This is a genomic window from Streptomyces ardesiacus, from assembly GCF_003112575.1.
In the GTDB taxonomy this organism is placed as follows: Bacteria; Actinomycetota; Actinomycetes; order Streptomycetales; family Streptomycetaceae; genus Streptomyces; species Streptomyces ardesiacus.
Genome location: NZ_BEWC01000012.1, coordinates 99,768 through 126,055 on the forward strand (window position 1 = coordinate 99,768; position 26,288 = coordinate 126,055).

The 26,288-nt window shown below is 71.9% G+C and carries 37 protein-coding genes; 9 read left to right on the forward strand and 28 right to left on the reverse strand.

The window, feature by feature from the left end; genetic code table 11:
* Positions 1 to 60: 60 nt before the first annotated feature.
* The 5 genes from Sdi02f_RS33700 to Sdi02f_RS33720 are packed head-to-tail and all read left to right on the forward strand — an operon-like array spanning position 61 to position 2,944.
* Entirely contained in the window at positions 61 to 483 is a 423-nt protein-coding gene (locus tag Sdi02f_RS33700; protein ID WP_159107697.1) for a hypothetical protein, read from the forward strand.
* Positions 480 to 782: a hypothetical protein gene (locus tag Sdi02f_RS33705; RefSeq protein WP_108934669.1), complete on the forward strand. Its 303-nt coding sequence runs from the start codon at positions 480 to 482 to the stop codon at positions 780 to 782. Before Sdi02f_RS33700 ends, Sdi02f_RS33705 begins: the two co-directional genes overlap by 4 nt.
* Positions 775 to 1,401, forward strand: coding sequence for a DUF6221 family protein (locus Sdi02f_RS33710; protein WP_108934670.1), 627 nt, complete (start codon positions 775 to 777; stop codon positions 1,399 to 1,401). The genes Sdi02f_RS33705 and Sdi02f_RS33710 overlap by 8 nt, the downstream gene beginning before the upstream one ends.
* Positions 1,401 to 1,769 (forward strand): hypothetical protein, encoded by a 369-nt coding sequence (locus Sdi02f_RS33715; RefSeq protein ID WP_108934671.1) that lies wholly within the window; start codon positions 1,401 to 1,403, stop codon positions 1,767 to 1,769. The genes Sdi02f_RS33710 and Sdi02f_RS33715 overlap by 1 nt, the downstream gene beginning before the upstream one ends.
* A complete protein-coding gene (locus Sdi02f_RS33720) occupies positions 1,766 to 2,944 on the forward strand; it encodes a site-specific integrase (protein WP_108934672.1) in 1,179 nt (392 codons plus the stop codon). The genes Sdi02f_RS33715 and Sdi02f_RS33720 overlap by 4 nt, the downstream gene beginning before the upstream one ends.
* A 53-nt stretch (positions 2,945 to 2,997) precedes the next feature.
* Here the strand turns inward: Sdi02f_RS33720 and Sdi02f_RS33725 are convergent, their stop codons facing one another.
* The 4 genes from Sdi02f_RS33725 to Sdi02f_RS36000 are packed head-to-tail and all read right to left on the reverse strand — an operon-like array spanning position 2,998 to position 4,620.
* On the reverse strand, positions 2,998 to 3,525 hold the full coding sequence (locus tag Sdi02f_RS33725) for a hypothetical protein (protein ID WP_108934673.1): 528 nt from the start codon (positions 3,523 to 3,525) through the stop codon (positions 2,998 to 3,000).
* Positions 3,522 to 3,827 (reverse strand): hypothetical protein, encoded by a 306-nt coding sequence (locus Sdi02f_RS33730; protein ID WP_108934674.1) that lies wholly within the window; start codon positions 3,825 to 3,827, stop codon positions 3,522 to 3,524. Before Sdi02f_RS33730 ends, Sdi02f_RS33725 begins: the two co-directional genes overlap by 4 nt.
* A 2-nt stretch (positions 3,828 to 3,829) precedes the next feature.
* The gene (locus tag Sdi02f_RS33735; protein ID WP_087793334.1) at positions 3,830 to 4,036 is read right to left on the reverse strand and encodes a hypothetical protein; all 207 of its coding nucleotides are present in this window, start codon (positions 4,034 to 4,036) and stop codon (positions 3,830 to 3,832) included.
* Positions 4,036 to 4,620, reverse strand: a complete 585-nt coding sequence (locus tag Sdi02f_RS36000) for a hypothetical protein (RefSeq protein WP_167458293.1) — start codon at positions 4,618 to 4,620, stop codon at positions 4,036 to 4,038. Before Sdi02f_RS36000 ends, Sdi02f_RS33735 begins: the two co-directional genes overlap by 1 nt.
* A 353-nt stretch (positions 4,621 to 4,973) precedes the next feature.
* On the opposite strand from Sdi02f_RS36000, the gene Sdi02f_RS33740 reads away from it, so the two are divergent.
* Complete coding sequence (locus Sdi02f_RS33740; protein WP_108934675.1) at positions 4,974 to 6,179, forward strand: coiled-coil domain-containing protein; 1,206 nt, start codon at positions 4,974 to 4,976, stop codon at positions 6,177 to 6,179.
* Positions 6,180 to 6,270: 91 nt separating this feature from the next.
* Here Sdi02f_RS33740 and Sdi02f_RS37020 read toward each other — a convergent pair whose 3' ends face one another.
* The 12 genes from Sdi02f_RS37020 to Sdi02f_RS33795 all read right to left on the reverse strand — a co-directional run bounded on the left by Sdi02f_RS37020 (position 6,271) and on the right by Sdi02f_RS33795 (position 16,392).
* A complete protein-coding gene (locus tag Sdi02f_RS37020; RefSeq protein ID WP_438363754.1) occupies positions 6,271 to 6,948 on the reverse strand; it encodes a zinc finger domain-containing protein in 678 nt (225 codons plus the stop codon).
* Positions 6,863 to 7,081, reverse strand: coding sequence for a hypothetical protein (locus Sdi02f_RS33750; protein WP_108934677.1), 219 nt, complete (start codon positions 7,079 to 7,081; stop codon positions 6,863 to 6,865). Before Sdi02f_RS33750 ends, Sdi02f_RS37020 begins: the two co-directional genes overlap by 86 nt.
* A gap of 53 nt (positions 7,082 to 7,134) precedes the next feature.
* Entirely contained in the window at positions 7,135 to 8,148 is a 1,014-nt protein-coding gene (locus tag Sdi02f_RS33755; protein ID WP_108934678.1) for a hypothetical protein, read from the reverse strand.
* 46 nt (positions 8,149 to 8,194) lie between these two features.
* Positions 8,195 to 9,991, reverse strand: a complete 1,797-nt coding sequence (locus Sdi02f_RS33760; protein WP_108934679.1) for a hypothetical protein — start codon at positions 9,989 to 9,991, stop codon at positions 8,195 to 8,197.
* 295 nt (positions 9,992 to 10,286) lie between these two features.
* Positions 10,287 to 10,961 carry a hypothetical protein gene (locus Sdi02f_RS33765; RefSeq protein WP_108934680.1) on the reverse strand — a complete coding sequence of 225 codons (675 nt, stop codon included), beginning with the start codon at positions 10,959 to 10,961 and terminating at the stop codon, positions 10,287 to 10,289.
* A gap of 357 nt (positions 10,962 to 11,318) precedes the next feature.
* Positions 11,319 to 11,933, reverse strand: coding sequence for a hypothetical protein (locus Sdi02f_RS33770; RefSeq protein WP_108934681.1), 615 nt, complete (start codon positions 11,931 to 11,933; stop codon positions 11,319 to 11,321).
* Between the two features lie 364 nt (positions 11,934 to 12,297).
* Entirely contained in the window at positions 12,298 to 12,699 is a 402-nt protein-coding gene (locus Sdi02f_RS33775; RefSeq protein ID WP_108934682.1) for a hypothetical protein, read from the reverse strand.
* Positions 12,696 to 12,821 (reverse strand): hypothetical protein, encoded by a 126-nt coding sequence (locus Sdi02f_RS36795; RefSeq protein ID WP_281262871.1) that lies wholly within the window; start codon positions 12,819 to 12,821, stop codon positions 12,696 to 12,698. The genes Sdi02f_RS33775 and Sdi02f_RS36795 overlap by 4 nt, the downstream gene beginning before the upstream one ends.
* Positions 12,818 to 13,171, reverse strand: coding sequence for an HNH endonuclease (locus Sdi02f_RS33780; protein WP_108934683.1), 354 nt, complete (start codon positions 13,169 to 13,171; stop codon positions 12,818 to 12,820). The genes Sdi02f_RS36795 and Sdi02f_RS33780 overlap by 4 nt, the downstream gene beginning before the upstream one ends.
* 122 nt (positions 13,172 to 13,293) lie before the next feature.
* Positions 13,294 to 13,890 carry a hypothetical protein gene (locus Sdi02f_RS33785; protein ID WP_108934684.1) on the reverse strand — a complete coding sequence of 199 codons (597 nt, stop codon included), beginning with the start codon at positions 13,888 to 13,890 and terminating at the stop codon, positions 13,294 to 13,296.
* Between the two features lie 596 nt (positions 13,891 to 14,486).
* The gene (locus Sdi02f_RS33790; RefSeq protein WP_218030791.1) at positions 14,487 to 15,959 is read right to left on the reverse strand and encodes a DNA-methyltransferase; all 1,473 of its coding nucleotides are present in this window, start codon (positions 15,957 to 15,959) and stop codon (positions 14,487 to 14,489) included.
* 94 nt (positions 15,960 to 16,053) lie between these two features.
* On the reverse strand, positions 16,054 to 16,392 hold the full coding sequence (locus Sdi02f_RS33795) for a hypothetical protein (protein WP_108934686.1): 339 nt from the start codon (positions 16,390 to 16,392) through the stop codon (positions 16,054 to 16,056).
* Positions 16,393 to 16,450: 58 nt separating this feature from the next.
* On the opposite strand from Sdi02f_RS33795, the gene Sdi02f_RS33800 reads away from it, so the two are divergent.
* Positions 16,451 to 16,972 carry a hypothetical protein gene (locus Sdi02f_RS33800; RefSeq protein ID WP_159107698.1) on the forward strand — a complete coding sequence of 174 codons (522 nt, stop codon included), beginning with the start codon at positions 16,451 to 16,453 and terminating at the stop codon, positions 16,970 to 16,972.
* A gap of 53 nt (positions 16,973 to 17,025) precedes the next feature.
* Here the strand turns inward: Sdi02f_RS33800 and Sdi02f_RS33805 are convergent, their stop codons facing one another.
* From Sdi02f_RS33805 to Sdi02f_RS33825, 5 genes are all read right to left on the reverse strand, one after another.
* On the reverse strand, positions 17,026 to 17,499 hold the full coding sequence (locus tag Sdi02f_RS33805) for a hypothetical protein (RefSeq protein ID WP_108934688.1): 474 nt from the start codon (positions 17,497 to 17,499) through the stop codon (positions 17,026 to 17,028).
* 130 nt (positions 17,500 to 17,629) lie between these two features.
* A complete protein-coding gene (locus Sdi02f_RS33810) occupies positions 17,630 to 18,454 on the reverse strand; it encodes a hypothetical protein (protein WP_108934689.1) in 825 nt (274 codons plus the stop codon).
* A 58-nt stretch (positions 18,455 to 18,512) separates the two neighbouring features.
* Entirely contained in the window at positions 18,513 to 18,947 is a 435-nt protein-coding gene (locus Sdi02f_RS33815) for a hypothetical protein (RefSeq protein WP_108934690.1), read from the reverse strand.
* A gap of 352 nt (positions 18,948 to 19,299) precedes the next feature.
* A complete protein-coding gene (locus Sdi02f_RS33820) occupies positions 19,300 to 19,686 on the reverse strand; it encodes a hypothetical protein (protein WP_108934691.1) in 387 nt (128 codons plus the stop codon).
* A gap of 143 nt (positions 19,687 to 19,829) precedes the next feature.
* The gene (locus Sdi02f_RS33825) at positions 19,830 to 20,162 is read right to left on the reverse strand and encodes a hypothetical protein (RefSeq protein WP_108934692.1); all 333 of its coding nucleotides are present in this window, start codon (positions 20,160 to 20,162) and stop codon (positions 19,830 to 19,832) included.
* Positions 20,163 to 20,248: 86 nt separating this feature from the next.
* Between Sdi02f_RS33825 and Sdi02f_RS33830 the strand changes: the two genes are divergently transcribed.
* Entirely contained in the window at positions 20,249 to 20,593 is a 345-nt protein-coding gene (locus Sdi02f_RS33830) for a hypothetical protein (protein ID WP_159107699.1), read from the forward strand.
* Here the strand turns inward: Sdi02f_RS33830 and Sdi02f_RS33835 are convergent.
* The 3 genes from Sdi02f_RS33835 to Sdi02f_RS33845 form a co-directional block, all read right to left on the reverse strand.
* A complete protein-coding gene (locus tag Sdi02f_RS33835) occupies positions 20,590 to 21,462 on the reverse strand; it encodes a hypothetical protein (protein WP_108934694.1) in 873 nt (290 codons plus the stop codon). The genes Sdi02f_RS33830 and Sdi02f_RS33835 overlap by 4 nt on opposite strands.
* Before the next feature lie 83 nt (positions 21,463 to 21,545).
* The gene (locus Sdi02f_RS33840; RefSeq protein WP_108934695.1) at positions 21,546 to 21,845 is read right to left on the reverse strand and encodes a hypothetical protein; all 300 of its coding nucleotides are present in this window, start codon (positions 21,843 to 21,845) and stop codon (positions 21,546 to 21,548) included.
* Positions 21,846 to 22,015: 170 nt separating this feature from the next.
* Positions 22,016 to 22,444, reverse strand: coding sequence for a DUF8825 domain-containing protein (locus Sdi02f_RS33845; RefSeq protein WP_108934696.1), 429 nt, complete (start codon positions 22,442 to 22,444; stop codon positions 22,016 to 22,018).
* 122 nt (positions 22,445 to 22,566) lie between these two features.
* On the opposite strand from Sdi02f_RS33845, the gene Sdi02f_RS33850 reads away from it, so the two are divergent.
* Positions 22,567 to 23,064 (forward strand): hypothetical protein, encoded by a 498-nt coding sequence (locus Sdi02f_RS33850; RefSeq protein WP_159107700.1) that lies wholly within the window; start codon positions 22,567 to 22,569, stop codon positions 23,062 to 23,064.
* Between the two features lie 106 nt (positions 23,065 to 23,170).
* Here the strand turns inward: Sdi02f_RS33850 and Sdi02f_RS33855 are convergent, their stop codons facing one another.
* The 4 genes from Sdi02f_RS33855 to Sdi02f_RS33870 all read right to left on the reverse strand — a co-directional run.
* Complete coding sequence (locus Sdi02f_RS33855; protein ID WP_108934698.1) at positions 23,171 to 23,875, reverse strand: hypothetical protein; 705 nt, start codon at positions 23,873 to 23,875, stop codon at positions 23,171 to 23,173.
* A 264-nt stretch (positions 23,876 to 24,139) separates the two neighbouring features.
* A complete protein-coding gene (locus Sdi02f_RS33860; protein WP_108934699.1) occupies positions 24,140 to 24,667 on the reverse strand; it encodes a hypothetical protein in 528 nt (175 codons plus the stop codon).
* Positions 24,668 to 24,730: 63 nt separating this feature from the next.
* On the reverse strand, positions 24,731 to 25,591 hold the full coding sequence (locus Sdi02f_RS33865; protein ID WP_108934700.1) for a hypothetical protein: 861 nt from the start codon (positions 25,589 to 25,591) through the stop codon (positions 24,731 to 24,733).
* Positions 25,592 to 25,661: 70 nt separating this feature from the next.
* Positions 25,662 to 26,288 (reverse strand): hypothetical protein (locus tag Sdi02f_RS33870; protein ID WP_159107701.1); only part of this gene is annotated, 627 nt, incomplete at its 5' end.

Genomic DNA, 26,288 nt, shown 5'->3' on the forward strand with positions numbered 1-26,288 from the left:
CGGTAAAGTTGCCGGACATCAGATCCGGTTCTGCCGGACCAACGAGAAGGGGGCGGACTCGTGACGGACGCAACCATGCCGGTACCGACCATGCCGGGGGCATCCACCGTGGAGGAAGCGTGGGCCAAGCTGCCTGGCTACCTCGACGTAATCGGCGGCTACGACCTGTGGCACGTCGAGACGCTGGTCCGCTTCGACGGATCGGAGCGGGCGGGGGCCCGCATCATCGAGCGCATCACGGAGAAGCTGGCCGAGCACCAGATCGGTCACCTTCCCGGCCGGCTCCCGACGGACGGCAACTGTCCGGTGCTCCTCTACAGCAAGACGAACCCCGACATCGGCTATCTCATCAGCCTGGTCCACCAGTTGGCGACGCAGGAGGACGTGTCCGACAACACGAGCCCGTCGGTCCATCAGCTCAACTCCCTGCTGAAGAGTCACACGGCGCTTCTGCGGTCTCTGCGCGCGGTGGAGGGCCGATGAGCAGCCAGAACGCGGCGGAGTGGAACGCCCGTTACCCGATCGGCACGCGTGTGATGGCCTACCCCAGCGTTCGGCCGGAGGACCCGCTGGCGGTCGCGTACCAGGAGCGCGCCGCCGCTGGCTCGCTACCGGCGTCCTGGGGGAGCGACCCGTGCCGGAGGCTGGACACGGTCACGCGCTCCGTCGCCTGGACGCTCGGCCACGGCGCGCCGGTCGTCCTGGTTGAGGGCGAGACGGGCGGCATCGTGCTCGACCACGTCGACCCGATCCCCGCCGAGGGCGGTGAGGTACGTGGCTGAGGACTACGCCGACGGCGGACTCGTGCCCCGGGCGGCGGGGCGCGTACCAGCGGAGCAGCGGAACGCCCGTTTCCCGGTCGGCACGGGCGTGCAGTGGACGTGGCTGCGCATGATCAAGCCTCTGCAGCGCAATCCGCACCCTATGCCGGACGACATGGACGAGTGGGTCGCCTCGTTCATGGCGGCCGCGAGTTCACCCGCCCGGAGGCACCCGGGGCCCGCGCCGACCGGTGCGGAGGAGCTGGACGCCATGGTGCAGTACCTCCGCGACATGTGGTCGGAGGAGCGCTGTGTTGCCATCGGCGCCTCCGACGGCGGCGCCTGGAAGATGGGCACGGCGGGCTGGCGCATCTGGGTCGAGGACAGTCAGGAACGCAAGATCGCTGTCCTTCCCACCCGACTCCCCGAGGACGGCGACGGGTTCGTGGGGGAGCACATCGAGCGCCAGGAGCCGCGGGAAGTCCTCGCCGACCTGGACGCCAAGGAGCAGCTGCTCGGCTTCCTGCGCCCCACAGAGCTGTACGCCCACGCGGTGCGCATCCTCCTGCAGCGCTACGCCACCCGGTCCGACTTCCCCGAGGCGTGGCGCCTGCCCGCCCCTATGAAAGGCACCTCCTGATGACCGTATGGGACGGATACCGGATGTGGCTTGAGAAGGACGGCTACTACCGCGACACAACCGTCGGAGAGCTGCTGATGGTGGCGGGCAAGCAGAAGGCAGGCGTTCAGATCGTCGCGACGATCGAACAGGAGATGGCTGCTCACAAGATCGGCCATCTACCGACCAGCCTCCCCCGCGACAAGCACGCCCGTGTTCTGGTCTACGACCAGGAAGGGCCCGGCATCGCCGTGGTGATGCACCTGATTCGGGAGATGGTCGAGCAGCGGTCTTCCACTGGCGCGACCACAGACCAGCAGGTCATCACGTTGAACATGCTCTTGCAGCCCTTTAGGCAGCTTCCGAAGAACGACAGCACACCGGCATGACACTGCACGACCAGGACGACGAGATCGTCGACGCCGAACTCGTCGAGGACGGGGAGCTGGTGCGCGCCGCGCCGGCTGCCCGTCCGCTCGTCGACGCGCACACGGTGCTCATGCCGGGCGAGGAGATCCCGACCAGCGACGATCCCCGCACGACGTACACGGAACGGGACCTGTACGTCAGCGAGGAGACCGCCCAGGCCCTCAAGGAGGCGGAGCGGGAGGGATCGCCCCAGCGGCGGACGGCGATGCGGTTGTTCGAGGCGTGGTGTGCGGAGCAGGGGCGCGTGGCGAAGCCCTGCACGACCGCGACGTACACGGAGTACGGCCGGCATCTGATGGCGAAGGGCCTCAAGGTCACGACGATCCGGCACTACATGTCCCTGATCCGGACGTCCATGCCGCCGGGGAAGAAGCCGGACAACAGCCTGTTCCTGCTGCTTCTGGGGCAGTACCGGAAGAAGAACAAGCGGGCGCTGCGCAGGAAGGAAGCGTTCCCGATCACGCTGCCGTACCTGGTCCCGATGATGGAGAGGGCGGAGGCGGATGACCGGCCGATCGGCTGGCGCGACTCGGCGATGTTCGCCTTCGGGTACCGGTTCCTCGGGCGCAGTATCGAGGACGTCGACCTGGACCTCGAGGACCTGACGATCATCGACGACCGCGTGTTCGTCTGGCTCGCCGAGGACAAGACCCACAAGGGCGAGGAACAGACGATCACCCTGCACGACCGGGAAGACCTGCGCCTCGTCTTCCGACTGCGCCGCTACGTCGACTGGCTGGCGGAGCAGGGCATCACCACCGGTCCGGTGTGGCGCGAGATCCTGCGAAGCGGGAAGGTCGCGACGCCGGAGACCCGGGCCACGAAGGGGGGCGGGGCGACCAAGCGTGGCCTCTACCTGCGCCCGCAGACCGTGAACGACCGGGTGAAGTACTGGTTCGCCGCGGCCGGGCTCAAGAGCGACGGGCGTCCCGTCTCCTCGCACGGCCTTCGTGCCGGCGGCGCCACCGACCTGGGCATGGCCGGAGCAACGGACGAGGAGCTGGAAGAGGCGGGCCGCTGGAAGAAGGGCTCACGCATGCCGCGCGAGCGGTACGTGCGCCCGACGCGGGACGCCGGCCGCGACGTCTTCAAGCGGGTGCCCGTGCACAATCCCGCGGCCGCGGTCGCAGAGTGACCAGGTAGCCGAAAGGGCCCGTACGGCGTGCGTACGGGCCCCCTCTGGCGTGCTCAGGCGGGAACGGGGAGCACGGCGCGCATGGCGGCCGCGGTGAGGGCGAGGACGGAGCACACCGCACGCGGGTCGTCGTGCAGCTCCCACAGGGCGTCAAGGGCGCGCTGCCGTCCGGGGAGGCCGTTCGGGGCGGCATCGAGGACGGCCTGGACGGCGGCGCGGGCCCGGCCGGTGGCGGCGATCTGCTGCTCGACGTCGGCCATCGCCTCGGCGGGGGAGAGGTGGAAGGCCCGGGAGAGGACGGCCGCGTTGTCGAGGACGGTGAGCGCGTCCGCGGTCGGGGGGACGAGCTTGTCGAGGTCGACGGTGCCCGTCGCGGTGCGGGTGTGCGGCCGGGCGTCGGGGTCGACGATGACGAGCAGGCACATCTGGGCGACGTGCACGGTGCGGGCGAGGCCGAACTCCTCGGCGTGGGCCAGGAGCACGGACAGGCCGGCCGTGGGGGGCGCGCCCGGCGAGAGGAGCGCGGCCGTGTAGTCGGCCGACCGGCGGGTGACGATGCTCCAGTACGGGTTGGTGGTCATGCTGCGCCGCTCTCGTGGTCGTGGTTGAGGTGGGGGACGCCGTACCGGCCGACGAGCTGCTCGAGCGCGTCCGGGGTGCCCGCGGTCAGCGTGAGACCGCTGCACTGGGGGCACTTCCAGGTGTGCCGGTCGGGGCCGGGCTCGATGGGATTCGCGTTCTCGGCGGGGCCGCAGTACGGGCAGCCCTCGTGCTCGTACCGGCAGGGGTGCACGATGCCGTTGCCGCGCCCCTCTTCGTGGTCGCAGCCGAGCCAGCCGCATTCGTCGTGCGGGCAGTGCGGGCCGTACACCAGGCGTGTCATGGTCACTCGTCTCCGTCCGGGTCGGGGGCGGTGTTGCCGGCGTCGAGCCGGAGGTACGTGTATCCGCTGTCGTACGGCTCCGGGTCGGTGACGTTGAACTCCCGGCGGAGGGCTTCGACGACCAGGGCGACGGTGGCGTCGTCGGCCGCGATGCGGATATCGGCGATGCCGGGCAGGTGCTGGCGGGGGCGGCGCTCGCGGCGGGGCATCAGCCGGCCACCTCGATCAGGTCGCCGAGGACGACGCGCATCCGGTCAGCGGTGCAGCCGCACGGGACCCGCAGGTAGATGGCCTCTACGGGCTCGCCCTCCTCGTCGGAGACCACGGCCTGCAGGTAGTTGAACTCCCGTCCGGCGCACGAGTAGCAGGGCGCTTCCTCGTCCTCGTCGTACAGGCCGTCATCCATGTCGGGGTCGGTGTGCGGGTGCCCGCAGCCGTCGTCCAGGTGCTCGGCGCGGCCGCAGCCCTCGCACTTGGAGCACACGACTTCGACCAGGAGCGGGGGCCGGCCGCCGTCGGACGGCTGGGCAAAGGTGCGGCCCTCAGCGTCCAGGCCGGAGCCGCCACACTCGTCGCAGGGGCGGGCGCTGCCCAGGTCGATCGGCGGGAAGTCGACGTACAGGTACTCGGGGAGCAGGAACCGGGAGGGCTTGTCCGCGGGGGTGTCCGTCGGCCCGTCGGGCGCGGTGCGGGTCGAGCGGAGCCGGGCGAGGGCAGCGCTGTACGGGATGCCCTCGCGGGAGGCCAGTTCCCGGGCGCGGCGCTTGAGGTCGTTGCTGACGTGCCGTGACATGTCGTCTCCGAGGCAGGCCCCACGCCGCCCGCCGCAGGTGTCAGGGCAAGGCGATCCGTCACGGGCCCTCGCCCAGGTTTCCCCGGGGTGCCGGTAGCCGTGTCCGGCGAGCCTTCGACCGTGGTGCCGTCGCTGCGTGGGTAGCGGATCGGCGGTCTGTGCGGCGTGACCACACTTCGAGCGGGACTCAGCGTAGCGGCCCCGCCCCCTCTCCGCATCCCATCTCATCGCATCACATCCCATCTCATCACTGTAAGGAGATGAGATGGGATGTGATGCGATCGATTCCTGAGGGTCCAGAAGCGTGGTAGAACGGGCCCTCGTACGTCCGCAGCGGACCAGGAGCGAAGTCCATGAGCGAGCCCACCGCCGATGCCCCGGCCGGGGAGAGCGCAGAGCAAGAACCCTGCAAGTTCCCCGGGTGCGGTGATCCGCGGGAGCCGAAGAAGGACCCATCCGCGCCCGGCCCGGCGCCGGAGTACTGCGTCCGTCCGGACCACAACGCCGGTGCGGCCTGGAGGGCGAGGCGAAAGGCGGCGCGAACCGCCGCAGGCAGGGCGGGCGCCGAGGAGGAGCCCGAGACCGACAAGCCCGTCACGGACTCCGCGGCCGACGCGGTGAACGTCCGCGAGGACATCGTCCGCCTGCTCAAGCAGCTCCCCGAATCCCTTGAGCGGTACGTCGGTCTCCTGCAGACGGTCACCGACCCAGAGGCCGCAGAGGCTCAGGTCATGGCCGTGGAAAGCGAGGCCAACACCCGGGTCGCGGCGGCAGAGGCCCGCGCGGACGCCGAGCGCAACACGAGGATCGCCGCGGTGAAGGCGAAGGAGGCGGCCGAGGAGGAGAAGGCGGCCGCCAACCAGGCCGCGGAGCAGATGGAGGAGGAGCTGGAGGCCGCCCGTACCCAGTTCGCCGCCGACGTCGAGCGGATCAAGGCCGAGGCCCAGGCCGACGTCCAGGAGGCGCGCGACCTCCAGGAGCAGCAGCGGCAGGAAGCCGAGCGCCAGATCGACGAGGCCCGGCGGACCGCCGAAACCCACGTCAACGCCGCTCGCCAGGGCGCGGCCGACGAGATCGCCGAGATCCGTCGGCGTACGGCCGCGGACGTACGGGCTGCGGAGGACGCGGCCGGGGAGGCGCGGGTCGAGGCCGAGCGCCAGGTCGCGGAGATGACCCGGACGCTGGAGGAGGCGCAGGCCGCCGCGGCGGCGTCCGTGGAGGAGGCCCGCGCCGAGGCGGCGCGCCAGATCGAGGAGGCCAACGCGAAGGCCGCGGCCGCGGAGGAACGGGCCCGCGAGGCGCAGGAGAACGCGCGGCAAGCCCGGAGCGACGCCGACGCCAGGGTGGAGGCGGCCAAGGAGGCGGCCGAGGTCGTCCGCTCCGGCCTGCAGGGCGAACTCGACCGCACGAGCGCCCGGCTGGAGACCCGGGAGAACCGGGTCGACGAGCTGCGCAACGAGCTGGACGAGCTGAAGGAGAAGCTACGCGACGCCGAGGAGCGAGCGCGTACGGCCGCGAACGCGCTGCGCGCCCGGGAGGAGCAGGACCGCGCGGAGTAGTCCGCTGGAACAACGCCCTCCCTGGCCGCGGCGCCGCTACGGTGGTCCAGAGGGGCCCGGTACCGCATCCCCCGTCGGTACCGGGCCCCTGCTAGTTCTTCTCCTGCCGCTGCTGGGCTGCAAGGGCCCGGCGCACGACCTGGATGCGTTCCTGGTGCGGCAGCTTCGACAACTCGCCCCGCACGGTGCACAGAGCACCCGGCGTCGCCCTGCAGCGTGGACAGGTCACTCGCGACCACTGGTCCTCACCCACAGCGCGCGTGTTCAGGTTCTTGTACGGGTTGCCGCTGCCGCCGCGGCTACGGGGCAGAGTTGAGGCGGGCGTGGGCTTCGTGGGCTGCTTCGGGGGCGCCTGCTGTGGGCACGTCCCCGCCGAATGGATCGGCTTCCCGCTGGTCCGGCGTTCTTTGCTGGTGTCCGCGTCTCCCGTGATGGCGTATCCGCAGAACGCGCAGACGAGGGGGCCGCGGCGCTTACTCGATCGCCGCGGCGCTCTGCTGCTGGCCTTCTTTGGCTTCTGTGCCGGCACGGTCTCCGTGGTCCCGTCGGGCCTGGTGACAGTGACCTCGGAGGCGGGAGGAGTGGTGTAGGAGCTGAGGCGGGGCGCGGCTTTGTACGTCTGGCCTTTGGCGCCGCCGGCCTTTCGGTGCTTCATGCGGCGAGAGTGTAGAAGCAGCGGGGACTCAGTCGGCGTAGTCGTGTCGGACCGGAGCGTTCTGGGCGGCGATCGTCTCGGCGGCCTGTTCGAGGGCGGCGAGGAATGGGTCATTGGCCGCGGCGAGGATCGCGTCGCGCATGAAGTCGTCGACGTCCTTCCCGGCGACTTCCGCAGCACGGTAGACCTGATTCTGCTCGGCGGCCGACAGGGGCACGGCGAGGGCCGAGACGCGAGCGAAGTGCATGCGGGGACCGTACCAGCGCCCTGGGGCCGTTCAGGCGCCTTCCTGGGGGTGATCTAGGTCGTGCCCTCGGTGGCCTGTCGCTGCGCGAGGAGGGTGCGGCGCATCGTCTCCCACCTGGTCGGCACCAGGTCCTGCTCCGGCACGTTGGCGGCGTCCTGCCTCTTCTGCACGGCGTCGGCGACCTTCTTGTACCACTTGCTGATGCCGCGGCGGTGGATCGGTACGCCGGCGTCGGGGTTGGGCGGGGTCGACAGCCACAGGTGCCGGGGAACGCCGCCTTGCAGGCGGGTGATCAGCTCGGTGCGGCGCCGCAGCCAGTCCTCCAGGCGGCGCGCGGTGTCCGGGCTCAGTGCGACGGTCTCGGGCTCGGGAATCCGCCCGCGCAGACCTCCCTGCGGCTGGCGGATCAGGGTCAGGGTGCTTGTCGACGCGGTGAGCGTCAGGTCCTCGAGGAGCATGGACTCCAGCTCGCCGAGGCGCGGCAGGACGTCACGCATGACGCCCCACATGGCCAGGCCGCGCACGATGACGTCGGGCCGGTTCACCTCGGGCCACTGGTCGGCCTCGGCCTCCAGGTGCGTGGTGATGAGGTCAGCGAACTGCGGGGACACCGTGGGGCGCAGCGTCATCGGCGGCATGTCGGGGGCCTCGAACGGAATCCGCGCCTGCCGGGCGAACGCCTCCAGGCAGTAGATCCGGATGCGTTCGGAGGCGTCCACGCTGGTGGGGTCGGTGGACACCGTGGGCATGGACCGCAGGAACCCGCCGCGGCCCAGGAGCAGGTACGCGTGTACGGCGTCGGGGGCGAGGAGGTCCTCGAGGGAGTCGCCGGCCGTCTCGGACAGGCCCAGGGGCAGGGCAATGGCCAGTTCCCCAGCGACCCATTCGAGCTGCTGCAGGCGCGCGTCGGAGACGACGTCCTTGGCCTTGCGGTTGACCGTGCGGAACACGTCGAGGACGCGTTCCAGCTCGAGGACCGCGTCCGCGGTCGAGGGCACGACGGTGAGCGCGGCCGCCGGCGTCGAGCGGTCGCCGCTGTCGCTGAGGTGGCGGGCGGTCGAACTCATGGCACTAGATATTGCCCTGTGCCGGTGACAGCGGATGCACCTTGGCCTAGTTGAGTAGGCCACGGCGCCGCGGCGGGTTGATCGGCTCCGGTTCGTACACGGTGAGCAGGGCGGCGTCGGCGCGGTCCGGGGACTTCATGCCGCGGGCCTTCATCGCCTTCTTCGACTCGACGACGCTGTACCCGGCGGTGTTCGAGCCCAGCTTGGGTGTGGAGAGCTGGATACCGGCCTGCCGGTCGACGCGGAGGCGGAGCCGGCCGGTACCGGTCGACGGGTCCGGCTGGAGGAGCGCCCGGGTGGCGAGCCACATCTCGTCACGCTTGCGGTACGGGCGCATGACCGCGCCCGGGTCGTCCTGTGAGGGCGACTCGGAGACCATGACGCCCACGATCTGCGCCTGGTGGGTGCCGTTCTCCGCCCAGATCTCCAGCATGCTGGTGGCGCCGTGGCCGATGCCGTTCTTGTCGATCTTCACGCGGACGGGATGCGGGGAGTTGAGGGCCTCAGCGAGGCGCTGCGCGGCCTTGATCTCCTCGAGGATCTTCTCCGCGACCTTCACCTGGTTGTCGTTGGTGGTGCCGGAGCTGGCGTGGCGCATCTCGATCGCGTCGCCGACGGCGCGGTAGATGGTGAATTCGTCGCCGCCGTCGGCCGCGACGTCCACGCCGAGCCTGATCCAGGCGCCTTCCTTCACGGTGTGGGTGGCGGTCTCGCCTTCCAGGCCGAGGTCGCACAGGCGGTGCCAGCCGGGCCCGGTGGGGTCTTCGCTGTTCTGGGCGTCTTCGACCCAGGTCACGGGTATCGCGAGGCCGCCGCCGCCCTTGGGGAACTTGGCGTGCACCTTGGCGATGACGTACGGGTGGTCTTCGCCGTACTCGCGGAGCGTGCGGTCCACCCAGTCCTGGTCTGGAAGGTGGATCGCGAGGGAGTGCGCGGGGACGCCGGAGGGGCAGTCATTGCAGTACGGGACGCGTTCGCGGGTGATCGCCGGGGAGTCGAAAGTCGCGATCGGGATGGTGACCGTGGAGGGTTCCTCGGGGTCTTCGCCCTCCTCGCACAGGGTTTCGAACCAGCTCCTCGGGTCGTCCATCGCCGGGTTGCCGATGGCCAGCATCCGCGCATCGCCGGTGAGGAGGTTATTTGTCCCGTTTCCGATCGTGCGGGCGATACCGCCGGCCTCGTCGACGACGATGAGGAGCTTGGGCGTTCCGTGGATGCCCTGCATGGCCGCTTCGTCATTTTCGGGCGCGGTGAAGCCGTACGCCACGATGACGTCGTTGCCCCACTGATCAGGGATTTTCCACTGGGTGGTGTCGCAGTAGCCGGGCAGGCCCGCGCGCGCCACGGTCTTCCTGATGTGCGGCCAGAGCTGGTTCCGGACCTGCCGGAACCGGGTCGCGGTGGTGACGATGACCATCGTGCCGGGGGCGTTGACCGCTCCGGCCCAGGCGACGAGCCTGCCCGCGATCCAGGTCTTCCCCACACCGAAGCCGGCCGGGACGGCGATGCGCTTCTTGAAGGGGACGGCGTCGACGATCTCCCGCTGACGGCTCCAGATCGATTCTCCGAGGACGTCCTCGATGAAGCCGGACGGGGTGTCGTGCCACAGGCCGTACATGGAGCCGGTGGCCCGCTCGACCTCCCGCATGACGTGCGGCCGCTCGCGGGTGCTGATGTCGTGCTTGAAGGCGTGGCGTCGGGCGGCGACAGGGGCACGGAGCAGGAGGTCGGCGACGTTGGAGGCGTCGCGGGAGATGACGCCGGGCTGGCGCCCGTTCCGCAGCTCCCGGGCCGGAGGGACCACGCGGGGGCGTGTGGGGGGCGAGAGCTGCTTGCGGGGCATGGCGGGGAAGGTGCATCCCGCGGGGGTCTAGTGTCGCGGCTTGGCCGGGGCCCATGCCCAGGCCGCCGGCCAAGCCGCGTGGTCCGGCACGGACCAGAACCGAACTGCTCTCACCTCCGCCCTTTCACCAGGTAGGAACCCGTGCCGGAAGTCTGTGCCGGGCAGCGGCCCCGCTCCGGGGAGGTGGAGCGGGGCCGCCCCCTGCGGGGGGGGGTGCGGCCGGAGTGCTTCGCCCGGGGGGGATCGGGGTTAGAGGGCCAGCCGCACTCTGTAGTACGTCGCGCGCCGGATTCTGTTACGCCTTCGGCCAGTAGTCCCGACGGATGTCCGTGAACGAGGAGGGCTTGCGGAACAGGGCATCGACGCTGAGCGGGGCGCTGTCGAAGGTGAGGGGACTGCCCGGGGCCGTTCCGTCGAGTATGTCCAGGTCGATGCCTGCGGTCACCAGGCGCGGCGTCCCGCCGTTCCGCATGGCGTTCTGCAGGCGCGTCAGTTCCTCCTCGGTCAGCGGCACACCCCACCGTCGGGTGTCGAGGGGGACGGCGGTGAAGGTGAGCGGGGTGACGCCCTGGCCGTCGGTGTCGCCGAAGTCCACCCCCACGGTGCGATCGACACGTTCGACCGTGCCGATGAGCTTGAGGAGCGCGGCGACCGCGGAGCAGCCGGGGCAGTCGCACTCCTCCAGGGCCTGAGTGGCAGCCGCGGGGGTGTCCGTGGGCGCCTCGGCGGCCGGTTCGTCGACGGCGGCCGCCGCGGTGGTCGCGTCGAGGCTGGCGAGCATGTCCTGCTCCTCCTCGGCCCGCCGTATCGCCTGCCGGAAGATCTCCATCTCCGACTCGACGACGCTGCGCTCCAGCGGCGAGAGCTGGAACCACGGGGTGGACTCCTGGCCGGCGCTCTGGAGGAACGCCCGGCGGGTCTCGTAGAAGTGCCTCGTCAGGTTCCGCGGGAGGGTCGTGCGCATGGGCATGGATCGCATCGTCATATCTGGGGGAACGCCAACGGCCGGAATTTGTGACACCCCTCCCCTGCGCCGCCTTGTCGCTGCCGCTGCGCTGGGAGTCCGGATCGGGGCTCGCTGGAGGCGATGCGCGCCGATGCCTGAGCGAAGCGAAGGCATCGGAACTCTTACTTCATTGTGATGCTTGATCTTCTTACTAAAGGGGCCTGATCTACCGGCGACCGGGCCCCCGGCGGCCGTTTCACCGGAAGCCGGATTTTCAGGCCCCGGTGACCGGCGCCTGATATTCAGGCCCCGGTCTGACCTGCGGGCAAAGGGAAGGACCGGCCTCCGAAGGGTTCGGGGCCGGTCCTGATGTGGCGACGGTCAGCGCTGCTTTTGGGCGCGTTCACGGGCGGCGCGGGCGGCCGCCTGCTGCTGCCAGATGAGCTTCTTGCCGACGCCGGCGTGCTCGGCGATCTTCGGCCCGTCCCAGCCGTACGGCTCCTCCGAGAGCGCCAGTGCGGCATCCCGCATGAAGACCACGGCCACGCCCCGGCGAGCCCTGGCCGCCTCGATGATCTTGCCGTTCTCCCGCAGCGTCTCCCCGGGTGAGTCGGTGATGTGCGGGACCTTGGCCTTCCGGGCGATCTTCTGCAGCTCCTTGTCGCTCATCCGGGCCGGGAGGCGCTTCTTCGGGTCGCCGTAGACGGCCTGGCTCTGGATCTCGCGCACGGCGTTCTTGGTGATGCCCGCCATCCGCCCGAGGTGGGCGCCCTCGTAGAGGTCGTGGAAGTACAGGCTGGCCAGGGCGGCGTTCCGGTCTTCGATGTGCAGGGCAATCTCGGCGTCGGCCTGTCGGATGGTCTCCGCGGCCCGCTCGACTCGGTCGTCGGGGCGGGCGATGGCTCCCAGCTCGTTGCGGACCGCGGTCTCGGCGGCCTCACGGATCTTCTCGTAGTCCGGGACGTCCAGGCTCAGCTTCTTGGCGCTGCGGGGCATGTCTCGGGTCTCCATCTCACGCTGTGGCGCTTACTGCGCCTGGCGCCGACTGGGGTAACCCCACGCCGGCGCACAACGGAAGAATAGTACAGCTACGAGAGTCCCGTGTCAGTGTGACGGTGGCGCACCGGCACTGACCTGCACCGGAGCACCGCGAACGCGACGCCTCCCACGATCAAGACTCGTCCCTGCCCGTCCCGGGCCCGGGTCTGCCCGGGGGCTGGGTCGCGCGGAGTGTCCGTCACGGCGATCCGTCCGACGCCGAGGGCCGGACCGTGCGGGAGACGGACGGCCCACAGCAGCCACGGCCCCAGCCGCAGCCCGCGCGGCCGCCGTACGCGGGTCTTCACCGTGACGCGGGGGCTCATGAGCGCCGCCCCTTGTGCAGGGCCTTGCACCTGTCCAGCAGCCGCTTGTGCTCGGGCCACTCCGAGCGGGGCGCCAGCGCGAACACGGCAGCGGACACGCCGGAGATCATGAACTCGACGCCGGCCTTCCTCCGGCCGTCGGCGTGCAGCACCCACGCCACACCGAAGATCACCGGGGGCGCGGCGGGCGTGGCTCGCCACACCCCGGCGGTGAACCGGCCGACGTCGACGAAGTGCGCCCGCCGGACCGACGTGAGCAGCGACAGCACGAAGTACACCAGCGCACACAGCGGGGAGACCGCCATCCACAGCAGGCCCGCACAGCCGACCGTGAAGGCGGCCTCACCGCACCGCAGCGCCAGGCACGGCTTGTCAGGGGGACAGTGCCGGTTCGTCACTTGCGCCCCCAGGAGAACAGGAAGTCGAGGAGCCCCTCGACCAGGCCCTCGGCGACAGCGGCGGCCCACTCGAACGGGCCTCGTCGTGGCGCGCGGCCGCGGCTGCGGCGGGCCCGGGTCATCGCGCGGCCGCCACGGTCGTGCGGCGGACGCCGTCCGGGGTGAGCACGTACAGGCTGCCGTCGGGGTAGCGGACCTCGACCTCGCCGGGGAGCTGCGGCCGGCGCACCTTCCACCCGTTCCCGTACGACTCCCGCGGGTTGTCCTCGAACCAGCCGTTGCACGTCGTGCACACCAGCAGCAGGTTGTGCGCCTGGTTGATCCATTCCTCCCGGGCGCCGCCCATGCCCCTGTTCACGCGGTGGTGGATGGTCAGGTCCTGCCGGCCGCCGCAGCGCACGCAGGCGCCGCCGTCCCGGTCGTAGACGATCCCCTTCACCACGTCGGTGGGGCCGGTCCGTCGTCGTGCCACGGCACTGGTCTCCTCGTCTGCCCCGGGCGCCGGACCGTGATGGGTCACGGCCCTGGTGGGCGCGCCCCGGGGCGAGGCGGGGAGAGTGGACGCCGGCCGCGGCTTACGTCGCGCGGTCGCCGTCAGCGCTGGGCGGGGCTGTCGCGCCGCAGGTGGTGAAGGACCTGGCCGACCGGAGCCTGAAGGTACTCGGCAAGGCCCTCGGCGCGCTCCCGGCTGATGACGGCCGCGGACGTGGCATCCGGAGCGTCACCGGCGGGAAGTTCGGACAGGCCGGTGGCGAAGAACCCCATGTGCCGGTAGTTCAGGCCTCGCACGCGGCTGAGGAGCAGTTCGGCTGCGGCGCCGTCCCACGGGCCGACGGTGTCCAGCGGCGACATGGCGCGGTACGAGAAGTGCATGCGGCTGGAGAGGACATCGGAGTTGGTCCGCGCGACGATGGGCCGGACGTCGCGGATGCGGCCTGGGGTCAACCGCACGGCAGGCTCGTCGACGGCGTGCTCCACGAAGTCCGTCACGAAGTCCCGCAGGGGCTCCAGGTCGCGGATGGTTCCGCCGTACAGCGGGGCGGCGACACCACGGAGGCGCCGGGGCCGCTCGTCGACGACGCGGGTCAGGTCCCGCATCCAGACGCTGATCCCGTTGCCGTGGGCGTGCGTGAAGACGAATGCGCCGCCCTCTGAAACGGGCGCTTCGAGGACGTGCGTAGCGGTGAGCATTGAGGGGCGGCCTCCTCATCGGCAGCGGAAGCGCGGGCGCGCGTGATCAGCCCGGCCGGAACGGGCTGCATCCCCGCCGCTGCAGGGGCCCATCAAGGGGGAGAGTCCGGCGACGTGTCTCCGTACGGCAGCGTAGCGACGCGAGCCGCAGCACCGCAGGCAGATGGGGTGAAGCGGGGAGAGTGGAGGGTGACCGGGTCTCACGTCGCACGGCGGCAATTTCCGGCCATCTTGGCCGTTCCGCACCTCGCGGGAACGGACTGCGGCGACCTGCGACGTCACCAAAAACGGTGCGAGCCCGAACCAAAAATGGGTGCGGCCCCAACACCGAAAATGCTTCTGACCTGCGGTGATGGCCAGATGAGAGCGTTGCGGGGGTCCTCTGCCGCCCTCCATGCTTCTGCCCATGGCGCAGATTCCGCGCCGGACACCATCGCTGAGGGGGAGCCCCTGTGGAGATCATCGTTGCTGCCGTCATCACGGCGGCTGGAAGCGTCGCCGCCGCCTGGATCGGCCGGAGAGGACAGGCGAAGCGCGGCACGCGGACCGAGACCGACACAGCGACGTGAGGTGACGTGGGGCCCTCGAGCGCCGCGTCACCTCACGTCGCGGCGCAGCCGAAGGCGGCACAGCTCGGCGTACTCCGGCTTGGCCTCCACGCCCATGGAGTCGAAGCCCTCCAGGCGGGCGGCCTCCAGCGTGGTGCCGCTGCCGGCGAACGGGTCCAGGACGAGACCTCCGGGCGGGGTGAGCAGCCGGACCAGCCACCGCATTAGCGCGACAGGCTTCACCGTGGGGTGCACGGTGCCGTCCGGCAGGCGCGGCCGCTCGCTGGTGGGGGCCTTCGCCTGGTAGCGGAACGCCGGGTAGAACCGGGACGCGCCGCCGGAGTCCGCTCCCCTCACGGGCTTGCACACGGTCTGGCCCTTGAAGTCGCCGTAGACGTCGCGGAACTTGTCCGAGCCGCGGCGCCGGGGGTTCGCCCCGGAGGTGAGCAGCCCCGACTGGCCGTCCAGCTCGGCGACCGGGCACCCCTCGGTGCAGCCGTCCGCGCAGCCGTCGACGATCCAGCCGTCCGCGTCGACGGCCCAGGCGTGCGACAGCAGGACGTTCGCCGGCCACCGCCCTTCCGGGTCGCCGGGCGGGGTCCGGCACGCCGCGGTGTTCATCGCGCCGGTGCCGTGGTCCAGGACGTTGGAGGCGACCGTGCCCTCGAGCGGCTTCCGCGCCAGGACGATCGGCTCATGGCCGGGCTTGAGGGCGGTGTTCCAGCCGTCCCAGCGCGCAGCGTCGGGCGTCGCCGGGGCGGTCACGTCGAACGTGTCGGACTGGAGCTGAGGGAACACCCCGGAGCCGCCCCGCGCCCGGTGGCCCTTGCCGATGACCTCCCGCTCCTCCCACGCGTCCCCGGGCGCGTTCTTCCGCCCGTTCAGCTCGTGGACCAGGTCCTCGAGCCCGACCGGGGCCGTGAACCCCATCTCCGTCTTCAGCCGCTCCCACTGCTCCACGGTCGGCACGGAGGCGGTCTTGCGCTGTGTCGTCCAGTGCTGCGCCATGCCGTTGAAGCCGAACAGGGCGTCGATCTGCAGGTTGGTCCAGCCCGCGGCGTCCCGGAGCGCGGCGAACTCGGCGGTGAACCGGCGGCGGGCGGGGTGGTCGTCGCGGCGCCGGTCGATCAGCTTCCCGACGTCCTGGCCCTTGGGGAAGCCGGTGCCGTACAGCCAGTGCAGGGAATCGCGGATCTCGAAACCGGCGTCCTCCACGGCCACGGCCATGCGGTGGTAGGTGCGGGTCGCGCCGAACGCGGCCAGGTGCCCGCCCGGCTTGAGGACCCGCAGGCACTCCGCCCACAGCTCCACGCTGTACGCGATGCCGGAGGCGTCCCACGCCTTGCCGAGGAACCCCAGCTCGTACGGCGGATCGGTCACGACCGCGTCCACGGACGCGTCGGGGAGGGTCCGGAGGTGGGCGAGAGCATCCGCGCAGTGCACGACCGGCTCAGGCCCGGTCAGCTCCTCCACGGGTATCAGGGCTTCCTGCCCTGCGGGGGCGAGGTTCGTGGCCGCCACGGGGTCTCCGTCCTGCCCCGCGCGTCGGGCCGGCCGGGAGCGGCGGCCGCGGGGGGACGGCGGTGCGGCCGGGACCATGAGCGGTCCGCGGTGCTTACGTCGCGTCCACCAGTTCGTGCAGCTCCACCCACGCCGCGATCCCGAGGACGTCCTCGGCGAACCCGGTGAGAGTGTCGGCCCACAGCCGGTACGGGGTGCCGTGCCGCAGGTACGACAGGACCAGGAGGTCGGTCACGGTGTCGTCGTCGAGGATCTGGAGGGTGGCGCGCCGGTCGGCGGCCGCGGCCGCGGTCAGGTGCTCGAGCTGGTCGAGGCGGGCGAGCCAGTCCGGGACGGCCGAGGTGCGGGTGCACAGCCCGCTGTCGACGATGTTCCGCGCGCGGGCGGCGAGGCCGGCGAGCCGGGTACGGGGTCGTGCAGCAGTCGTGACCATGGCCGCGGACCGTAGGAACCGCCCCGGCTTGTGTCCCGCCCTGGCAGACTCCGCGGCTATGGAGTCCGAAGTCGTAGCTGCGCTGATCGCCACACCCGCTGTCCTCGTCACCGCGGCTGCGGCTTGGATGGCTGGCCGCGTCCAAAGCCGTGGCGCGTACCACGGGCCTGTGGATGCTGTCCGTCGCACAGCTCAGCGAGAGGCGTACGCCGACCTCTACCGATCCGCACGGCACTTCATTGACGCCCATGAGGTAGCCGAGGAAGCCGTGTCGGTGCAGGACTCTTGGGGGACCACCGTCAGGGACATGCACAGAGCACTCGACGAGCTGGAGCACGCAGCGAACATGGTCAAACTGGAGGGCCCTGACACGCTCGCCGACATCGCAGACCGCATCTTCGAGAGCGCCCGTGGCCTCGGCGGGCAACGGGTCGGTGTGCAGACACGAACCTGGACTCTCAATCCGGACACGCCTGAGCAGATGAGACGCCGGAACGAGGCGATGATCATGTTTCGCAAAGCTGTAGACGAGCTGTTGCCCACCGCCCGCCAATACCTGAACGGGGGACCTCCGCAGTGACAAGGTGAGGTGACGTGGATCGGGCCAGGAACCCGCGTCACCTCACCTCCCGGTCAGTCCGTGCGCTGGGTGGCCAGGGCCCGCTCGAGGGCGTCGAGCATCGTCACGATGTCGTCGACCTTCACGTAGGAGATCCCGAACGTGACGGTGCCGTCCCCGTTCACGTCGAAGTGGTACTCCGCGTAGGTCTGCTCGTCGTCGTAGAAGTACTCGCCCGGCTCGGCGTCGGCGAACCCGCCGGGCCCCTCGTCGAACCAGTCGGCGCCCCAGCACTCCGTCATGGCGGCGCCGACGGCGGCCTTCGGGACCTTCTCGAACTCGATCGTGGCGCGCCCGTGGTCGTCGAGGCAGACCTTCCCGCGGCCCTCGCCGGGCGTCACCCAGTGCAGGGTGGGCCCGAAGCACTGGCAGCGCTCGGCGGGGGTGAGGGCGGGGAACGCCGCGGCGAACGCGTCCTGCGCCGTTTCCTGTTGCTCCTCCCACGTCGCGTACCAGCAGTCGAGGGCCTGCTTTACCTGTGGTTGCACATCTCTCCCGTCTGCCCGGCCGCGGGGCCGTGGGGTGGCCGAAGGGGGCGCGGCGCGGGCGAGCGGGCACTTTGCAGGCGGCGTGCGCCTTACGTCCGGTGAAACCGCAGGTCAGCCGGTGAGACGTCGATCACTCGTCGGGGACCGTGGTGACGTGGTCGCACGACTCGTACAGGCCGAACCACTCCTCCGGCTCGTCGGTCGTGCCGCCCAGGGCGATCAGGCGGGACGCGCCGCTCGGGCCTCCGGCGAGGAAGTTCATCGTGGCGCGCATGGCCGGGTCGGCGAGCCGGTCGGCGTCGGCGACGACGGCCACGTACTGGCACAGCCCGCCCATGGCGTGCGGTTCGGTGTTCCACACGGCGAACGCGTTGACGCGCTGCGGGCCGTCGTCGTCGGCCCACCAAGCGCGGCGGGCCATGTCGAGCTTGCCGGGCAGGGACGCGTTGTCGATGAACCGGGCCAGCACGCGCCACACGCTGCTCGCGGTGGACAGGTACGGGGCGAACAGAGCCGCGACCCTGCCGCCCGCGTAGGGCCGGGGGGCGGACACCAGCGCGGACCACGCGATGAGCGCCGCGGCGATGACGTGGTTGTCGGGGTGCGGGAGGCGGGCGGCGACCGGGCGGACGTCCTGGCCGGCCGCGGCGTCGAGGACAACCCGGTGCGCGTCGGTGAGGGTGAGGCCGAGGACGTCCTCGGCGAACCCGCTGGGGGTGTCGTGCCACAGCTCGTAGGCGCTGCCCCGGTGCAGGTCGAGGGTGATCAGGACGTCCATCAGCGTGGCGTCGTGCATGTCGGCGATCTGGGCGCGCCGCTCGTCGACCGGCGTGTGGAGGAGCCGGTGCGCCAGCTCGGTGGTCTCCGCCGTGACCATGGTGATGCGGTGGGGACGGTTCTGCGTCCGGGCCGTGGCGGCGAATGCGGCGCAGCGCGTGAGCGGGATGAACGTCATGGGCGCGGACCATAGAGCCCGCGGCCATTTGCGTCGCGCCGCTGCCCGGCCGCGGGGGTCAGGCGCGGGCCGATGCGCGGGCCGCGTCCATGGCCTTGGCGAAGTCGTCGTCTCGGCGGCGCCGCTGGTAGATCGCCGCGGGGGTCACACCGGCCGCCGCCGCGGCGGCCACGAGCGTCGTCCCCTGCTTGCCCAACTCCTCCAGGAACCGGGCCACCCGCGCGGGGGTGAGGCGGATCTGTCCCACGTGGCCGTACGGCGCCGATGCGTCGCTGACCGCGTCGCAGGCACGGGCGAACGCCGGGTCGTCGCCACGCCACCTACCTGAGCCTCCGGTGCCCAGAATCAGCTCGGCCCGGCTCGGCGGGACGCCGAGGGCGAGCAGCCGCAAGAAGTCGGCGCGCAGCGTCCGGCCGTGCTCCTCCGGTGCGTCGGGGTCCCGGCCGGCCAGAGCGATCGTCAGGCGGGTGTCTGTCCGCGCGGTGGCCCACACCGAGGTCAGGCTGAGGCCAAGATCGGCGGCGGCCAGATCGAGGGCCTAGCCGTGCCGGAGGGCGGTGATCAGCCGGTTGGTCTGTCGGGCGGTGAGCCTGGCCGTGTCGGTCATGTCCGCACCCTACGAGCAGCCTCGGCGGGGCCCCGGGTATTGCCCTGACCGGGGCCCCGCCGTCGACGCGGGAACCGCGGGGGAGGCTGTCTCGCGCCATTGGGGACAACGAGCCGGGGCACGCCAGGTCACCGCCGTCCGGCCCAGCGCGGCGCGCGCCGACCCTGGTGACGCCCTCCCCATACGACTGCGCCCCGGCCGGGGAGTCGTCCGGCCGGGGCGCAGCAGCACGGGAGGGTCAGCCTTCGCCGCCCTCGCTGGCGCCGCCCGTGGTGCTGCCGCACTCGGGGTCGAAGATGTTGCAGCCGTCGGGGGCGGACGGCGTCGGCTCGCCGGACGCGGTCGGTTCCCCGGTGGGCTCCCCTCCGCCGGTGGGCGGGCTGCTCGGCTCCGGGATGCCCGGGGTGGGCGACGACGTCGGCGACGGCTTCGGGTCCGGCTTCGACTCGTCGTCGACGAGACCGAGCACGCCGAACACGCATGTGACGATCAGGTTGAGCGAGACCAGGGCGACAATCGCGAGGTCGTAGAACCGGCGGGTGCGACAGGTGCCGTCCGAGATGAGTTCGGCGGGCTCCAGCGCGATCGGGCAGGCGTCGCAGGTCTTCGGAGCGGGGTCTGACACGGTGAGTCCTTCCGTACGGGAATCGAGCCCGCGGACCGTGACCGACCCGGACGGCTTGTGTCTCGCCCTGGCCGGGTTGAAGCCGGAGGGGTGGTCATCGCAGCCGAAGCAGACGCTTCCGCTGGCCCAGCAGCGGTGTCCGGTCACCGCTTGCCCAGGGAGACCTTCGGCGGCGCCGCCGGGGCCTTGGCCGGGGGCTGCTTCGGCTGCGCCGGAGCGGGCTTGCGGACGCTGCTCCGGGAATCGCTGGTGCCCGGGGCAGCGGCGCCGGAGCCGTACGGCAGGCACGTCACGGGGTCGACGGTGCCCGCGAGGGCCGGGGCGCAGTGCCCCGTGCGCTGGCCGCTGCCGCTGCCGCTGTCGTCGTCGGCGGCGTGGACCAGGAGCGCGAAGAGGAGGACCAGGGCGAACACGATCGCACCGACTCCCACGGCGATGATCAGGCGGGAGTGGCGGTCTTCGAACGAGGTCTTCACGGCGTGGCCTTCCGGGCGCAGGGATGAGACCGCGGATCGTGGAGGCCGGGACCGTCTTGCGTCGCGCGCTGCCTACCCTCGGAGGTGTGAGCGAGATCGAGGAGGCGCGGCCGGCCCGCCCGTGGCGCCCGGAGGACGGGGCGCGGCCGCACGTGTGGACGTGGCCGAACGGCGCGCGTCCGGCGCTCGCGGTGTGGTCGGCCGGGCGGTGGCGGTACGCGTCGGTGCGGGCGCGGCAGGTGTGGGGCGACGGCTCGGTGTACTACCAGGTGTTGGTCGACCTGCACGGGGACACGAGGGTGACCACCCGCCTGTACCGGTGGCCGCAGCCCGGGTTGCGGGTGGTCCACGGAAGCGACGTGGAGCCGTCTCAGGGGCCGGATGAGCGGTGGCAGGGAGGATTGCCCCGGGCAACGCGGCAATCCTCTTAGAGGAGGTCGAGCAGCGTCCGGCGCGAGAGGTCCAGGGCGCTCGCGGCCGTCGTGGCGTTGCCGTCGTGGGCCAGGTAGACCGTCCTGGCGGCGTTCTGCCGACTGGTCCGGATGTCCTGCTGGACGGTCTCGCGTACGAGGGTGCCGATGACCCGTGCGGCGTGCTCGTACTCGGTCGCGACGTCACGCTCCGCCCAGTAGGACGCCTGCCGCTCGCGGTCGGGCGCCTCGAAGTCGAGCAGGTCTACGAGGTCGCGGGCAGTGCGGGCGGCGCGGGCCAGCAGCGGCAGGTCGGCCTCGTCCGCCAGCAGCGACCAGTGGGCCCGGTAGATGAGGTGAGCAGCATGCTGGGAGGTGCACTGCACCCACTGGTCCGGCTCGCTGTCGTACTGGGAGGTGGTGGACAGCAGCCACTGGCCGCGCTGGCTCACCCACAGGCTGAAGGCGCGCCGTTCCTCGCGCAGCGCGTCGTCGTCCTGGTCCAGGACCTTTCGGGCGGTGCCCAGGTTGAACCACCGTGCTTCCCGCCAGGGGAGGTCTTCCGCCGTGGAGGTGGCGTCGTCCACGGCTCCGGTGATCACGGCCCACTGGTCTTCGTCGCCTGGCAGGTTCGGCTGCCCCTCCTCGTCCGGGATCGAGTAGTCCACTGCGGAGAGCAGGGCATGCGTCGCGTCGTCGTCCAGCTCGTCGCCGCCGATGAAGCCGGCCGCGTCCTCCCAGGTGATCCCCGTCAGCTTCGTCGACAGGGTCATCCCGTGGTGCACGTGGCAGTCCCAGCCGTCCTCGCCGAGGACGATCGCGGTATCGCCGTGCCTGCCCCCGCGCTCGAACAGTTCCGTCAGCAGCTCGGCAGTGATGGTCAGAGCCATGGTGCGCCCCCAGGGAAGTCGAGGTGTCGGGGTACCCCGACAGGCCCCAGTGTCGGGGTACCCCGACAGTTACGCAAGAAGCCCTACCGGGGCCGCTCGTCGTCGGCGATCCGGTTCAGGTCGGCGTCGAGGGCGACAAGGTCCGGCTGCTCGCGAATTTCGCCCATGGCGGCTGCGCGCATACCCGGCAGATAGGCGGCGGTCACCTCGTCCGTGGTGACGCCCAGGCCGCGCGCGAGTTGGGCGGTCTGCGCAGCGTTGAGGCCCCTCGTCACAGCGAGGGAGGCCCAGACATGCAGCGTTTTCCGCGCCTCCTCGTCGAGGTCCCAGCCCAGGGCGCGGGCGTGGCGGCACATCCAGTCGTAGAACGACTCGTCGGTCATCGGTCCCCGATCTCGAGCGGGCAGGCAGGCGCTGGGGCAACGATCTCGCAGCCTCGGGCACCCGTGGGCGGGATTCGGCCGACGGGCCGCGTACGGGCCTCCTGCGCCCTGTACGACGGCGCCCGGCCGCCGGGGTGGAGCCGGGGGGCCGGGCGCAGGGGAGGGAGCGGTCAGGCGGCGGTGTCGACGTCCTCACGGGCCAGGGGGACGGCGCCCTCGGCGTGCTTGAGTGCCTGCCGGGCGGCGACCAGGTCCGCGCCCTTGATGCCCTCGTCGGCGCAGCGCTCCCACCACGGGTGACCCTGTATCAGCCCGGTGACCTTCCGCAGGTCCTCGAGGAACTTGTCGAACCTGGCAGCCTGCTCATCGGACCAGCCGGGCGACTCTGGCCGGCCGGAGCGTGTCCGGCCCCGCTCCTTCTCCTCCGGCCATCCGGGGTGAGGCTCCCGGGACCACGGAAGCGTCTCCTGATACGCGTGGAGGGCGGCGTACAGCTCGGCGGCCTGGCGCTGGGCGGCGACCAGGTCGGAGGGGAAGGCGTGCGGGTCGAACGGGGCGCTGGAGTCCTCTGGGGCGGGGGCAGGGGCGGGGGTGCTCATGCTTCGGAGCTTAGTTCGACCCGCCCACAGTCCTCGGCGGTGACTTGCGGCCCCGCGCGCCGTTGGACTGCCAGGGCGACGTGCCGGGGGGCGCCCTACAGTGGCTTGGCACAATGTCGTCTGTGGGGGATCTCGAAATCGCACTGATCGCTGCCGGGGCGGCGCTCGCAGGCAGCGCCTTGACCGGATGGTTCACCGTCTTGGCAGGCAACCGGCAGGCTGACGCAGCGAAGCACGCTGGGGACAAGCAAGCCGATGCGGTCCTGGTGACAGTGCAGCAGACGCTCGACGACCAGCGCGCGGCCCGGCAGCAGGACGCCCGGCGTACCGCCTACGCCACGTTCCTGGCCGCCGCGGAGCTGCGCGCCGACGAGTTGGGGCCGGGCGGCCGGTTCGTGTTGGCGGGGGCTCGAAGGCAAGGTCAGGACGCGGCGGCGGACCTCGACGTCGCATTCGGCCTCGTCGAGATCGAAGGGCCGTCGTCGGTGTTTGCCGAGGCAGAGCGGGTGCATGAGCTGCTTCGGAGGCGCACTGGTGACCCCTTTGGACAGAGCGCAGACTTCCTTGACTTGCGGGCGCGGTTCATAGCCGCCGCGCGCGAGGCGCTGCAGAACGGCTGACCGGGGTGCCCAGGAACGGCGGCGGCTCCCGCCGCGAGTGGCCGGGGGTTGGGCCGCACCATGCGCGGGGCCCGACCCCGGGGTGATCCGGGGCCGGGCGCAGCACTCAGGCGGTCGGGCTGGTCTCGCAGATCCGTCCGGCGTGCAGCTCCAGCGGAGTCCGGCACGCGGCGCAGAAGGACCCCTCGGCGTCCAGGCCGGCCACGAGGCGCGCCCATCGGTCCTCGGCGTTCCAGCGGATCGCCTTCTCCGCGCAGCACTGCGACCGCCAGCACACGCACCGGTGGCAGTCCTGGCAGTTCTGCCGCCGGTCGCAGGCACACCGGCAGTCGTGCGGGCGGCACCCCTCCGCGTGGTCGACCGGGTTGAGCACCGCGGCGAGCAGTGGCAGGACGGTGTCGAGGAGTTCGTACGCCCGCGCGTTCCGCTCGACGGCGGGCAGGGCGCGGCTCTCGTCGTGGAGGCGGTACAGCTCCCGGCCGACGACGCTCGGCGAGTGCCGCGTGCAGCCCTCCGTGCCCGGCTGGACCTCGGCGCGGCACGTCCGGCAGAACACCCCGCCGATGGTCGCGGCCACGCCGACGTAGCGGCCCCACTGGTCGAGGAGCTTGCCGTTCGCGTCCAGGGTGGTGGCGAGCAGCGGCCGGATGCGGTCCAGCTCCCCCAGCAGCTCTATCGCCTCCTGGAGGCGCAGGCCGCGGCCGTCGTTGTCGTCGACCTCGGCGCGGATCTCCGCCAGGCGCTCGTCGGGCAGCGGGTCATGGCCGGGGCGGTACGCGCGCTTCGGCCGGGGCGTCTCGGGCATGGGCATGGGGTTCTCCAGTGGGTTGAGTGCGCCCGGCGAGCAGTGCCGGGCGCAGGGGGTCAGCGCTACTTCCGGGCCAGCCAGCGGTTCACGGCGTCGCAGTACCGGTTGAAGGCGACGGCGAGCCAGGGCAGGGCGAGGAACAGGACGGCGAGGAAGCCGAGGACGGCAAAGGGGTGCGGCATGGTCACTCCGTGGTCGTGGGCGGCCCGTTGGTGGAGGGAACGGCGGGGGCGCCGATCTGTGACCGGCGCCCCGAGGCCGGCCTCGTCAGCCGACGGGCGCGGACGGCTCGGCGTGGCCGCGCGCCGGGCACTCGTCGCCGTGCAGCGCGCACACGGACGGGGCGAGCGGGATGCCCAGCGGGGTACGCCCGCCGTCGTTCTCCGCCTGGATCTCCTCGGCGGTGCGCAGCTCCTCGGGCAGGAACTCCAGGAAGGTGCTCGGGGCGGTGCTCTCGATCCGCTCAGCCAGCTCGAGGAGCGTGTGGGACTCGCGCGGGTCGTACGGGGCCCACAGGGCGGCGACGTCGGCGGGGACGGGCGGGAGCGGCGCCGTGTGGCTCAGCACCTCCGGGAACTCCCACACGGGCGCGCCCTGGGCGTCGCGGACGGAGTCCAGGGTCAGGTACTCGCCGTCGTAGTCGGTCTCGTGCCGGGTGATGACCAGGTACGCGCCTGCCGGGAACTGGGCGTGCACGGTGACGGCGAGGAGCGGGACCATCGCGCACGCGGCGGCGCGGGCCTTCGCCTCGGCGTCGTCGAGGACGGAGACCGGGGTCAGTGGGGCAGTGCTCACGGGTGTATGTCCTTCCAGGGGCGGGGTGCGCCCCGCGGGGCCGGCCGCGGGGCGCCGGGGTGGTCAGCGGCAGAGCTGCGGGGCGAGGGAGATCAGGAAGTCCGCGCCGACGCCGTGGAGGTCGACGGACGCCGGAGTCGTGTCGTGCGCGCGGGCCTGCGGGTCGCTGGCCGGGGTGGCGTAGCCGTACGGGCCGGGGCCGGTGCCGGTGGTGAAGGCGAGTCCACCCTGCTCGGTCTGCTCCACCTGGCCGTGCCGGGCGAGCGTGGCGGCCAGGCGGCGCTGGAGCCGTCCGCGGACGCGGGGGATCTCCGGGCGGCCGTCGGCGGCCGGGGGCAGGAAGTGCGTCACGGCCTTCTCCACGGCGCGCACGGGCCCCTGTATCTGGACGTGAGCGACGGGGTTCCGGCCGTGGAGGGTGACGGAGTACCGGGCGCCGGACGGGGCGGCCCACGCGAGGGTGGACGTGTCCGCGAGGAGACCGATCCGGTTGTACGTCGCCGCGCCCTGCAGGCGCATCGCGTGCCCGATCTCGTTCAGCAGCTCCAGACGCCCCATGACGCGGGGCCCGTCGGCGGCGGAACGGCCGGCCGCCTCGTCGTCGAGGACGGGCAGCACCAGGCGCAGCACCTCGCGCGCGACGGTCTTCGGGGCGATCCGGTCGGTGCGCAGGTCGGGCCGGTACGGCTCGCGGCCGGGGAGCTGCCAGGCCACCTCTGTGCGCCACGCGTGCGCCACGAGGATCAGGGCGCGGTCGCCCTGCACGAGACGGGCGGTGGGGCGCAGCGACCACCACGCCTTGTAGGGCTCCGGCTCGACGGTCCAGGGGTGGCCGGCCCGCTCGGGCAGCAGTGCGGCGAGCCCTGCGGCGAGGGTCTGCGCCGGGCAGACGGGGCGGACGGGGGCGGTTGCGGTCGGGGTCATGGCGGGGCCTTTCGAGGAGAGGGGGCCGCGCCCCGTGAGCAGACGGGGCGCGGCCGGGCGGCGGGGTGGGTCAGACCAGGTACGCGACGTTGGAGAGCAGCAGGTCGGCGCCGATGCCGCTGATCTCGGCGACGATGTGCTGGTCGTCGTCGGCGCGGTCGGTCGGGTCGTCGGCGGCGGGGGTGGCGATCCAGCCGGACGGCTCGCGGTAGGCGCCGAACTGGACCTCGCTCGCGGTGACCGGCCGGAGCTGCGGAAGCCGATCGGTCAGGTTCCGCGTGAACGGGCTCCCGGCGTGGTCCTCGGCGCTTCCCTCGTACGGGGTGAGGGCGACCGGCAGGAAGCCGTACAGGCCGCGCACGGGCCCCTCGTAGGTCAGGACCATGCCGCGGTTCTGTCCGTACACCCACAGGCCCCAGGTGGCGCCCGTGGCCGTCGTCCAGGTGATGCCGGGCCCGTTCACGCCCTCAACGGGGGTGGCGTGCGCGCCGTGGTCGACCAGGGCGAAGCCGACTTCCAGCAGCTCGGCGGCGCGGTCGCGGAGGACCTTCTCCCAGCCCTTCGTGCGGCCGGTCGCGGCGATGCGGTCGTGGTCGAGGTCGGGGAGGACGGAGCGCAGCACGCGGGAGGCGAGGGTGAGCGCCGGGGCCGGGTCGGTGGCGTCGACCACCACGTCGGGGGTGGTGGGGAACAGGCC